This is a genomic window from Methanoregula sp., from assembly GCF_050010295.1.
Taxonomy (GTDB): Archaea; Halobacteriota; Methanomicrobia; order Methanomicrobiales; family Methanospirillaceae; genus Methanoregula.
Map to the genome: position 1 here is coordinate 299,774 of NZ_JBEKLH010000004.1, position 11,782 is coordinate 311,555.

Annotated in this window: 9 protein-coding genes and 1 pseudogene; 7 read left to right on the top strand and 3 right to left on the bottom strand. The window is 55.8% G+C overall.

What is annotated here, in order from left to right:
• Positions 1–66 precede the first annotated feature (66 nt).
• Positions 67–327, bottom strand: coding sequence for a hypothetical protein (locus ABSB80_RS07510; protein ID WP_428369718.1), 261 nt, complete (start codon positions 325–327; stop codon positions 67–69).
• 161 nt (positions 328–488) lie between these two features.
• Between ABSB80_RS07510 and ABSB80_RS07515 the strand changes: the two genes are divergently transcribed.
• Positions 489–1,223, top strand: coding sequence for a hypothetical protein (locus ABSB80_RS07515; RefSeq protein WP_428369720.1), 735 nt, complete (start codon positions 489–491; stop codon positions 1,221–1,223).
• A 46-nt stretch (positions 1,224–1,269) separates the two neighbouring features.
• Here the strand turns inward: ABSB80_RS07515 and ABSB80_RS07520 are convergent, their stop codons facing one another.
• Together ABSB80_RS07520 and ABSB80_RS07525 are read right to left on the bottom strand one after the other, a co-directional pair.
• On the bottom strand, positions 1,270–2,346 hold the full coding sequence (locus ABSB80_RS07520; RefSeq protein WP_428369722.1) for an AI-2E family transporter: 1,077 nt from the start codon (positions 2,344–2,346) through the stop codon (positions 1,270–1,272).
• A 56-nt stretch (positions 2,347–2,402) separates the two neighbouring features.
• A complete protein-coding gene (locus tag ABSB80_RS07525) occupies positions 2,403–3,317 on the bottom strand; it encodes a hypothetical protein (RefSeq protein ID WP_428369724.1) in 915 nt (304 codons plus the stop codon).
• Positions 3,318–3,589: 272 nt separating this feature from the next.
• Here ABSB80_RS07525 and ABSB80_RS07530 point away from each other — a divergent pair, with 272 nt between their 5' ends.
• The 6 genes and pseudogenes from ABSB80_RS07530 (at position 3,590) to ABSB80_RS07555 (ending at position 11,745) form a co-directional block, all read left to right on the top strand.
• Entirely contained in the window at positions 3,590–4,003 is a 414-nt protein-coding gene (locus ABSB80_RS07530; RefSeq protein WP_428369726.1) for a pyridoxamine 5'-phosphate oxidase family protein, read from the top strand.
• 115 nt (positions 4,004–4,118) lie between these two features.
• The gene (locus ABSB80_RS07535) at positions 4,119–7,070 is read left to right on the top strand and encodes a phosphoribosylformylglycinamidine synthase subunit PurL (RefSeq protein WP_428369728.1); all 2,952 of its coding nucleotides are present in this window, start codon (positions 4,119–4,121) and stop codon (positions 7,068–7,070) included.
• Between the two features lie 5 nt (positions 7,071–7,075).
• Positions 7,076–7,939: a phosphoribosylformylglycinamidine synthase subunit PurQ gene (locus ABSB80_RS07540; protein ID WP_428369730.1), complete on the top strand. Its 864-nt coding sequence runs from the start codon at positions 7,076–7,078 to the stop codon at positions 7,937–7,939.
• 474 nt (positions 7,940–8,413) lie between these two features.
• Positions 8,414–8,809, top strand: a complete 396-nt coding sequence (locus tag ABSB80_RS07545; protein ID WP_428369732.1) for a YkgJ family cysteine cluster protein — start codon at positions 8,414–8,416, stop codon at positions 8,807–8,809.
• A 132-nt stretch (positions 8,810–8,941) separates the two neighbouring features.
• Positions 8,942–9,490, top strand: a pseudogene (gene dcd / locus ABSB80_RS07550) (dCTP deaminase); the annotation flags it as partial.
• Positions 9,491–9,909: 419 nt separating this feature from the next.
• The gene (locus ABSB80_RS07555) at positions 9,910–11,745 is read left to right on the top strand and encodes a threonine--tRNA ligase (protein WP_428369734.1); all 1,836 of its coding nucleotides are present in this window, start codon (positions 9,910–9,912) and stop codon (positions 11,743–11,745) included.
• The last annotated feature ends 37 nt before the right edge of the window (positions 11,746–11,782 follow it).

Below are 11,782 nucleotides of genomic sequence, written 5' to 3' on the forward strand. Positions count from 1 at the left end.
GGGGCTGATCGGACTGTCGGCCTCTCTTAACAACGGGCAGGGCCGGAAAAATTGGATCTCCTTCTCTCATAGATCCTTGTCAAGCACGGCCTTATGGGTACCATCGGAGAAATAACCGGTGATAAAGACATGGTTTGTCCCGGAATAATGCCCGGTGAAGGTCAGTGAGCTGGGGACCTGGACCGGTGTCGTGCCCAGCCGCGACCCGATCGACTGGGTCCTGCTCTTCCCCGGGCTGCCCGTCAAGGTAATCTCCATCTCGAGGAGTTTATCCATCCCGGGCCCGCCGACAAAAGAGACCAGGATCTGAGAGTTGCCGGTCTTCATCGCGGTTATGGGAGCACTGTTATTAAAATTGCTGCTCCGGATCGATCGGCATTCCCACGTTCGAAATATACAGGCAGGTTCCCGGTATTCGTTCGAGAGCAGGATGAGGAACGATCTATGTACGCGTCTGGTTTAATAACCTCTCCTCCCGATACCAATCTATGGATTCCGATCTCCTCGTTCTTCTCGCGGCGTGCATCACTCTCGCAGCCGCGGCCGGTTGTACGGCCGGTCCGCCCGTGATGAACGTTACGCCCGGACCGGTCCTGCCGTCTCCATCCTTATCACCTGGTTTATCCGTCATTCCCGCCCCGGTACAGAGCTGCGTGACCGATGAAGACTGCGTTCCTGCCCAGTGCTGCCATCCCACCAGCTGCATCAATAAAGTCAGTAAGGGGGTCTGCGATGTGATGTGCACCATGAACTGTGCCGGCCCGCTTGACTGCGGTGCCGGCAGTTGCGGTTGCGTCAACGGGACCTGCGGCATCGCCCGGGCAGGGTCCGCAGCAGCACCCGTACCGGTGCCGGTGTCCCTGAAGCTGGAAGCCGCGCCTCTCCGTTACTCTCCGGTGATGTCCTCGACGCCGGGGATCGGGCTGACTCCGAACCTCACCGGCTTCGATGTCTCCAGTACCGATGTTGAGTGGAACACGAGCTTCGGGAGGTTCCTGACCTGGTCTCCTCCGGATTATCATGTGAACCAGCAGGGAGCATTTTTCATCAATCACGGGGACAAGGTATACTGGTCGTTTTCTGACATGCCGGCTTCCGCCGGCGTTCCTGTTGTCATCACGGTCGTCGCACGGGACATCAGGACCGGCACGATCCTGGGAAGTTCCACGGTGACGCTTGGATGGGAAGGGAACTCAACTGTCGTGGTGAGATCGATTCTCTAAAAAAAATCTCCTCCGGATCTCCCGCACGCCCCGGAAGGAATGTTGATCAGTCCGGACCGCCGGGCGGCCCGGGATCCTCCCTGCCATGATTCCCAAAGAGGTGACCGACTCCCAGCACCGCGTTGATCCAGCGGAGATCCCCGGACATCTCGAAGGAAAGGAGGAGCATCAGGGTTATGGGTATGGAAAAGAGCATACCGATGATTCCCAGGAGCCAGCCCCAGAATATCACCGAAAGGATCACGATGAGGGCCGGGACCTCGAATTTTCTGGCGGCGAGATAGGAATAGACCGGGTTCTCGACGATCAGGTTCAGGACACAGACCGCGGCGATCACGGCAGCCGCGCCGGGAACCCCGAACTGAAGCCACGCAAAAAAGATCGCCGGAAGAGCGGCTATGACAAGGCCGAAGTACGGAATGTAGCCCAGAAGGAAGGTCAGTATCCCCCATAGGACCGCGGAATGGACCCCCATCACCGATAAGAACCCCCCGAACAGCAGCCCGTGGATCGCATTGGTCTCGGTCCTGACCACGATAAAATCGGTGATGTACCCGGTCATGCGGTCGAGCTGCCCGAGGATCGGACTCTCTCTCCCGAACTGCTTCTCCATCCGTGAGACGATGCGGGGCGCCTCGAGCAGGATAAAGAACGTTGTCACTCCCACGAAGAAGAGGAAGAGGAACGCGTTCCCGATCCCCATGATCCCGGATATGCCGAAAGCCACGATATCGCTGATGCTGACAGAAGGCGGGGAGATGGCCCCCCCGGTGATCCCGGCATGGTTCAGGGCCGTTGTGATATCGGCGAACCGCAGGTTGAGGTCATTCTGGTAGAGCGGAATGTCAGATACGAGCGAATGGAACGAGAGTATGGTGATGACGATCAGCACGAGGATACCGGCGCATGCCAGGATCGTGATGACCGAGACGGAGACGAGATCGGAGAACCCCTTGCCTTTCAGCCAGTTCATTGCCGGCAGGAAGAGCATGGCAAGGATAACGGATGTGATGAAGAAGGAGATGATGAATGTCGTCATCTTCACCGCGAGGATGATGATGAAGACCAGGCTGATGGTCAGGAGCGTCCGCTCGATCCGCGACAGGTCAGCGGGTACTATCATGCTCCTTGTATCTTGCGGAAGATGATACAAAGGTTGCGTTTTGAAAAAAGGGAGTTCTAATAACCCCCGCCACCGCCGCCACTTGAGCCGCCCATATAGGATACTGTTGTCGGTATCGTAGTCGGGGTGGGTACGATTGCCGGGGCGGGTGGCGGAGGCACGTAACCGGTGATATTTGCAACGTGCCAGAGGTTGTTGTAACCGTTGCCCATCATATCCCCAGGCATCGTATCCCCGGAGAAATAGTAGAGCGGCATGCCCATGTACAATGACTGGTTCATGCCATCAGTCCGGTTCCCCGCGCTGAAATCGGATGGTTTGAGAATGGATGGTGCGACAACCGGGCTGCCCGCGAACGCAGGCCATTTCGCAAGGCAGGCTCCTGTACAGGAAGATACCCCGGGAGAGTCCTTGGAAAAGAAGTACAACGTTCTGCCGGTTCCATCGGTCAGGAACGTTCCCGCGCCCGGCTGCTGGGAGACCATGACGGTATAGTCCGGCTTTGCAACAAACCAGTTCCCGGTTACGCCTTCGCCTTTCATATCGCCGGGCTGCGCATCAGCCGTGTAATAGTAAAGCGGCCATCCCTTGTAGGTAGTCTGGGCTGTCCCGTCACTGCGTTTTATCGATGAGAAATCCGCCGAAGCAAGTGGCGGGGAGACGATAACCTGATTCACCGAAAAGACAGGCCAGATCGCTGCACACGCGCCGGAACAGGTGCTTGTCCCGTTTCCGGGAATATCCCGTGCAAAGAGATAGAGTGCCATACCTTTTGCGTCGGTGAGTACGGTCCCGAGCGACGAACTTGTTACCATGACAGAGTCCGATGATTGCATCTGCCCGGTCGTCATTGCCGGCTGGGCTGTCGGCTGTCCTGTCGGCTGAGTTTTGCTCTGCTGTTGTGCACATCCCGCGATGAGGAGTGCTGCTACAATAACCAAGATTAAAACGAGGTATCCCTGACTTCGCATACGATCACCCTGGTGATGATGAGGAAATCCTTTGGCACTCTATTTATGTATTCAGCCAGTTTCTATTAGATGAAACAAGGACTGTAACATCTCCCTCTCTCCATTGCCACGAAAATATCGCCCGGTCCTATTCCTGACAGCACGGGGAAGGTACCCGTAGAATGTCCGGAACGGGAGAACCATACGCCGGAACATCTGCTGTCCAGTCTTTCCGATCTCCAAATTTACCCGTATCACTAGGTTTATTGCGATCCCCGTAACAGTCTTTCCCCATGGCACTCAGGGAACAGATCCTGGAAGTTATGGGTGGTCCCCACCCGGCGGCTGTTGCAACACTGGACGGCAAGCTGCCCGCAGTGCGGTTCATGGTACTGAACGGGTTTCCCGATATGACCCTTGTCGGGGGTACCATGAAAAGTTCGAAGAAAGTGGCACAGCTCCAAAAAGATCCGAATGCAGCGATCGCGATCTGGTCCGGTAAGGAATTCTCAGATCCTTATGTGGAGATCCAGGCAAAGGGGGAGGTCCACGGAGATATCCCGACGAAGAAGAAATACTGGAATCCGATGTTTGAACAGTATTTTAAATCCGTGGACAATCCCGATTTCGTGGTCCTGGTGTTCACCGCAAGGGAGATCGTGTATCACGGCAGGAACATGTTGAGTATGGAAGTGTGGAAGAGATAAATCCCTTTTTCTGCTGGCATTTTTGCAGGTAAACCATCTGAATACCTCAGGATATTTTATTTTGTCAGGGCCGGTATACGATACCTATTTTGTACTTCCCGCGAAACCAGTAATCATGGCTTCTTTTGTCCACCGGATAGAAGTTCACTATACAAAAGATCCCCGCCTGAAGACCCGCACGGACCGGATCCGCTCGCTCGGGTTCCAGATCGACGAGTTACATCTCGCGGACGTATATATGATAGAGACCGGTGCACGGGACTTTACCCGTGATGAGCTTTTTAGGATCGGCTCCCAGCTCATCAACCCCGTTGTACAGGAATTCAGGGTGGACGAAGCGACAAAGCCCCTGTTCGATTACGCTATCGAAGTCGGCTTCCTGCCGGGCGTGACTGACAATGTAGGGAATACGGCAAAACAGACCATCGAGGACTATCTCCCGATGAAATTTTCGGACGGTGAAGCGGTCTATAGTTCCCAGCTCTTCTTTGTCCGGGGAATACTTTCTGCTGAAGCCCTCCGGAGACTGGGGTCGACCCTCGCGAACCCTCTCGTAAACCGTGTGCTCATCAGGACCCGGCAGGAATATGGCGAGAAGGGCATGGACCCGGTCGTACCGCATGTCCAGCTCCACGAATTCCTGGATGCTGAACCAGTCGACCTTGAGCTTGAGGATGCTGAACTGGCACGGCTCGGAAAAGAGGGAATTATGGATCGCCTGACGCAACAACGCCGGGGCCCGCTCGCGCTGGACCTTCCCCAGCTCCACGCGATCCGTGACTATTTCAGGAAGAGCGGGCGAAAACCAACCGATGTGGAGCTCGAATCGCTGGCCCAGACCTGGAGCGAGCACTGCAAGCATACCATCTTCGCTTCCGCAATGGATGAGGATGTCCCCAACGGGCTCTACAAAACGTACATCCAGGCGGCTACCAATGAGATCCGGAAGGAAAAAGGGGACAAGGACATATGCGTGACGGTCTTTACCGACAACTCGGGTGCGATAGTCTTCGACGACGAATATCTCGTGACCCACAAGGTCGAGACCCATAATTCCCCCTCTGCCCTCGACCCGTTTGGCGGAGCCCTCACAGGAATTGTCGGGGTGAACCGGGACACAATCGGTTTTGGCCTCGGGGCAAAGCCCTGTATCAATGTCTATGGATACTGCGTAGGCGAGCCGGAGTCCGTCCCGTCTCTCTACCGGGGGAAGAACAGATCGAACCCGATCCTTTCCCCGCGTCAGATCCTTGACGGGGTTGTGAGGGGCGTGGGAACGGGGGGCAACTGCTCCGGCATCCCGACCCCGCAGGGTTTCTGCTATTTCGACAACCGGTATATAGGCAAGCCGCTCGTTTTTGCGGGGACGGTCGGCGTGATGCCCCTCAGTAAGAACGGAAGAAAACTCTTCGAAAAACAGGCACGGCCCGGCGACCATATCGTGATGGTCGGAGGGCGGGTGGGTAAGGATGGCATCCATGGAGCCACATTCTCTTCTGAGGCGCTCGACCCGGCAAGCCCGGTCACCGCGGTGCAGATCGGCGATCCCATAACCCAGAAAAAATTCAGTGACGTCATCGTAAAAGAGGCACGGGACCTCGGCCTCTACCGGAGCATAACGGACAACGGGGCGGGGGGCCTCTCCTGTTCGGTTGCCGAGATGGCAAAGGAATGCAACGGCTGCCATGTGCTCCTCGATACGGTCCCCCTCAAATATCCCGGTATGGCTCCGTGGGAGATCTGGATCTCCGAGTCGCAGGAGCGGATGACCCTTGCCGTGCCGCCGGAAAATCTCGATGCGTTCATGGAGCTGATGCAGCGGCGGGAAGTTGAGGCGACCGTGATCGGGACCTTCACGGATTCAGGCCGCTGTGTTGTCGAATACCATGGCAAAATTGTGATGGACATCGAACTTGCATTCCTCCATGACGGACTGCCAAAGAAACACCTGAAGACGACCTATACGCCGAAGACCTACCCCGAGCCGGATACACCCTGTCCCGAGCGCCTCGATGCTACTCTCCTTTCGATGCTCGGGAGAAAGAACATCTGTTCAAAGGAGTTCATCTCCCTCCAGTACGACCATACTGTCCAGGGCGGTCATGTACTCGGGCCGGTCCAGGGGAAAGGACGGGTGCAGTCAGCGGCATCACTGACGAAAGTGATCCCCGGGTCGAAAAAAGGAGTGGGACTTTCCCAGGGGGTTTTTCCGTCGTATTCCGAGATCGACCCGTACCGCATGGCCGGGGCAGGGATCGACACGGCCATACGGGGCCTTGTCGCGCTCGGCATCCCTCCGGATGCGATCGCCATCCTCGACAACTTCTGCTGGTGCTCGTCGGATGAACCGGAACGCCTCGGGCAGCTGAAGCGGGCTGCAAAGGGGTGCTATGATTTTGCAAAAGCATTCGGGACGCCTTTCATCTCGGGGAAAGACAGCATGTTCAACGACTTTTCCGGTTTTGATGCGGACGACAACCCGGTCAGGGTCTCCGTGCTGCCGACGCTCCTTATCTCGTCCATCGGTGTGCATCCGGATGTATCGAAAGCGGTCTCCTTGGACGCAAAGATCGAAGGTGACCTTGTTTACGTAATCGGTCGGACTCATGGGGAACTGGGAGGTTCGGAGTATTTCTCCCATCTCGGAAGTATTGGCAACACTGTCCCGGAACTGGATGCCGGAGCGGCAAAAATCCGGTACGAAAAAGTCGCAGGCGCGATTGGACACGAGCTCATTGCCTCTGCCTTTCCCGTCAGTTACGGCGGACTGGGAGTAGCTCTCGCCAAGGTCGCTATTGCCGGACAGGTCGGGATGAACCTGACGATCCCCACCGGTATGCGCCCGGACTACTTCCTCTTCTCCGAATCGCTTGGCAGGTTCCTTGTTACCATCGCCCCGGACAACAAGAGGGCATTCGAGCGGGTCTTCAACGCGGCTGAAAGTGATGCGGTCCTGCTCGGGAGGGTCGGTGGCACCCGGCTGCGGGTGACGGCCCGGAACCTCCTGATTGACGTGGATGTCGCAGAACTTGAAAAGGCGTACAAGTCGCCCTTCAGGGAGTACTGAGAACCATGGCTGCATCACGCAGGAACCTGAAACGGGCGAGAGCCAGACCTTCGGTCTCCGAAAGGAAAGAGATTCCCGAAAAAGCCCTCATAATGAGCGGTTTCGGGATCAACTCCGAGATGGAGACGCAGGAAGCTCTTGCCCGGGCCGGCATGGCATCCGATATCGTCCACATCAATGACCTGATTTCAGGAAGGCGGAAACTGTCAGAATACCGGCTGCTGGTCTTCCCGGGAGGATTTTCCTATGGCGACGACACCGGGGCGGGCAATGCCTATGCGAACCGGGTCAGGAACAACCTCAAAGATGACCTTCTGGAGTTCCTCGACGGCGACAACCTTGTGCTCGGGATCTGCAACGGGTTCCAGATCCTTGCAAATCTCGGGCTTGTCCCCGCATTTGACAAAACCTATGCGCGGGATATTGCCCTGATGCCCAACAGGGGAGGGAGGCTGGAATGCCGGTTTGTCATCCTGAAACCGGCGGCCGACAACCTGTGGACCTCCGGTATAGAACGGATCACCTGCCCGGTCGCCCACGGCGAAGGCAATTTCTCGTGTTCGAAAGAGACCCTGCAGAGGATCCGGAAACAGAAGATGATCGCGTTCACGTACTGCCGGGAAGACCTGAGCCCCGCCGACGGGGAATATCCTTTCAATCCGAACGGGTCGGTTGAGGACATTGCCGGTATCACCTCATCGAATGGCAAGGTCCTTGGACTTATGCCACACCCTGAACGGGCAATGGAATTTACGAACCTCTATGACTGGCCGCTCCTGAAGGAGAGGATGAAGCGGGAACGTATACCACTCCCCGCTGAATCCGGAAATATGCAGGTATTCCGGAATATCGTCGCTTATTTCCAATAACCGCTTGCCTGGAGGTGACGGCAAAACCCCTCGATGATATCTTTTTGATTGCTTCGGTGAGTGCCGGACGATCTTCACGCTCTCTGGATGACAGGTCAGGGACCCGACCCGTGTCGTACGTGCCATGAAACCGCAGCCCGCCAAATCTCTTCAGAAAAGGTAAAAAAGTGTGTCGAGAACCCATCCATACACTCTGGAGGGTGGACATTTCTGGTGTTTGTCGTGCGGTTGTTTCCGCAACCGGGTTTTTACTTTTTAGTGCTTCTTGTGTTCTGCTGTTCTTATGGCTGTGCTCTTCAATACCTGTGCCCGTGAGCACCGGTATTTGTAAAGTATATTTAACATTTTGTATTATATACTTTCTGATGCTACCCTTTCTGATACTACCGTATCTTCCTCAACCTGTCCGGGGCAGGAGCGATAGTATAAACAACTCCTCAATAAATATCCTGACCAATAGACTGGAAGAAACATATGGCTAAGGACCAGGACTGCCTGCAATGCGGAAGATGCTGTGAGAAGTGGGGGTGGGGGCAGAACGGGATCCCCGGGGATCTGGCCCCGTGGATTGCCGACAGCCGTGCCGACATCCTGCAGCACGTCTCTATCCGTTTTGCTGACGGGAGACGGGCGAATGGTGCGGAACTATCCGCATCTGATCTGCCCGCCATATCCAAAATCCGTTACTGGGTGGGGCCTGGTGGCAGGATGCTTGATCACTGCCCGTTTTTTCTGAAGGGGGATGACGGGAAGGCATGGTGTCGGATTCATGATACAAAGCCGGCTGTCTGCGCAGGGTTTGCCCCGTGGGCTGATATCTGGCACGATTACGCGCTGGACTGCCCGGCATGCCGGGATACTGCGCCATGACCGGGACGAAGGAAGAATTTTCGTAGAAGTGACAATTCCTCCTTCTATCCGGCATTCCCCGTCTTTTATTACGGCACGGGCGGGGCACCGGCCGGAAGTACTAAAGATGAAGCAGAACACATCTTAGTGCCAATGATTCTCGTGGACTGGCAGCTCCTCGATCGCATTGCGAGGGGCCATATCAAGATCGATCCCTACGATGAAAAACTCGTTCAGCCGAACTCGGTGGACATCCGGCTTGGCAGCCACTTTGTCTGGTACCGGCCCGGCAACGAAGTCATCGACCCGTACAATCAGATCAGCGTGACAAGTGACGTCGAAGAGACGCACGCTGACTCTTTTGTCCTGAACCCGGGACAGTTCATCCTCGCCGAAACACTGGAACGCATTGAACTGCCTGATAACATTGTCGCTACTATCGAAGGCAAATCGAGTATCGCACGCCTTGGCGTCACGCTCCACCAGACCGGCGGCTGGATCGATGCCGGGTTCCGTGGGACGATCACGCTGGAGATGTGCAACGTAAACTCCCGCCCGGTCAGGATCTATGCAGGAATGCCAATCGGGCAGCTTGTCTTTTATACAACCGAGCGGGCACAGAACCCCTATTACAAAAAACACGATGCAAAGTACCTGGACCAGCGGCAGGCCACCCTGTCCCGCTACCATGCGAACAGGAAACGGGAATGACGTAAAATAATGGGATATTTTTAAAAAATTTTTGATGGGGGTTCCGACCCCATACCCCTTGTGATAGGTGCCACCGCTTCGAAGAACCTGAGGGTTCTTCTTGAATCAGTCCTCTCAGATGCGACGACAGATTCCCCACCGGGCGCTCCAGCGGCTGCCTCAATTACCGGAAATCCCAGTGACGGAACTTGCCCCGCCGTGGCTCGAAGTTCTTGCGAACTTCTCGACCTCCTTCGTCGGTCCCCGCGAGAGGCCCTCAGGCGGGGAGCCCTCCAAATTCTGGTTTTTATGTTCTTTCCACCCGTGAAACTCCCATTGATTCCTGCTCCCCCGGCATTCCAGATTACTCACTATATATACCGGGAAAACCCATTTTATACGGATGACCGGATTCATGTGGAGATGAACCAATGCGACTTCTTTTGATCCATTCAGACTACATAGAATACGAAGCAAAAAAGAAGACAAAGATGGCAGAGGAGTGTTCTGTTCCGACCGACAGGATGGAAGATGCACTCACTGTTTTCTGCGCCGTGGAATCGATAGATGAGGAAGATCTCGAAGGCGTGATCCTTCAGGCCACCGGGGAAATTATAAAGACTGCCGGGCAGGTCAAAACGGATAAGATTCTATTGTACCCGTACGCCCACCTTTCAAATGACCTTGCTTCGCCGGAAACTGCAATTGCTGTACTCAACGCATTAAAAGCTGGCCTTGAGGCTGAAGGGTATGCTGTTAAAAGGGCCCCGTTCGGGTGGTACAAGTCTTTCAAGCTCTCCTGTAAAGGCCATCCGCTCTCTGAACTTTCCAAGACTATCGTGCCCGGCGAGGAAGGAGCGGTGAAGAAAGAGAAAAAGGAAGTTACCCACGACTGGTTCGTCCTGACCCCGGACGGTAAACAGCACGATTACAAGGAGTACCTCGACGATTCAGCGTTCGGCTGCCTGGTGAAAAAAGAGCTGGGCGTTGCCGTCCCTGTTGGAGGCGAACCGGCCCACGTCGAGCTGATGCGCAGCAAGGAACTCGTGGATTACGAGCCCGCAAGCGACGTGGGATGCCTCCGCTGGATGCCAAAGGGCAAGCTGATCCGTGACCTGCTCGCCGATTATGTGCTCCGCATGGTGCTCGAGTATGGCGGCACACCGGTCGAGACCCCGGTCATGTACGACCTTGGCGACAGGGCAATCTTCGAGCATGCCGAAAAATTTGGCGAGCGCCAGTACCGGTTCAAGTCCAACAACCGGAACATGATGCTGCGGTTCGCCGCCTGCTTCGGCATGTTCTCTATCATGCGGGACATGCACATCTCCCCCAATAACCTCCCGATGAAGATGTACGAGCTCTCCACCTACTCGTTCCGGCACGAACAGAAGGGGGAGGTCATCGGGCTCAAGCGCCTGCGTGCATTCACGATGCCCGATATGCACTCGCTCTGTACCGACATGCCCGAGGCACTGAAGTGCTTTGAGGAGCAGCTCGCCATGGGCTGGCAGACCGGCCGGGACTTCGAGACTGAACTTGTAGCTGCGTTCCGGTGCACAAAAGACTTTTATGCCCAGCATGAAGCGTGGGTCAAGAAGATCGTGAAGGAGTCCGGCTGCCCGATGCTCATCGAGATCCTCTCTGACAGGGTTCACTACTGGGTAGCGAAGATCGACCTTGCGGCCATTGACGGCCAGCTCCGCCCGATCGAGAACCCGACTGTCCAGATCGATGTCGAGAGTTCGACGCGGTTCAACATCAAATACCATAAGGAGGATGGCACACCGGTGTATCCGCCGATTCTCCACTGCTCGCCAACGGGCAGTGTCGAGCGTGTCATCTGTGCCATTCTCGAAAATATCTCTACCCAGCAGGTTCCCTCCCTCCCGACCTGGCTTTCGCCCGTCCAGGTCCGGGTCGTGCCGGTCGCCGAGCGCCACCTGCCGTATGCCGAAGAGATCTGCAATGCGATCAACGCAGCCCAGATCCGCTGCGATGTCGATGACCGCGAAGAGAGCGTGGGCAAGAAAGTCCGCGAGGCAGGTATGGACTGGGTTCCCTACGTTATCGTTGTCGGGGACGAGGAAGTTGCCAGCAAAAAACTGACCGTAACCATCCGGAAAAAATCACAGCCCAATAAACCGTTCAAGGACCAGATGACCGTCGAGACCCTCGTGACCTCGGTCAAGGTGGACACGGACGGCAAGCCATTCCGCCCGCTCTACACGCCCCGGAAGCTCTCGATGAAGGCCCGGTATATCTGAACACTTTTTTTTACTTTTTTTGGCTCTGTTGAAATTC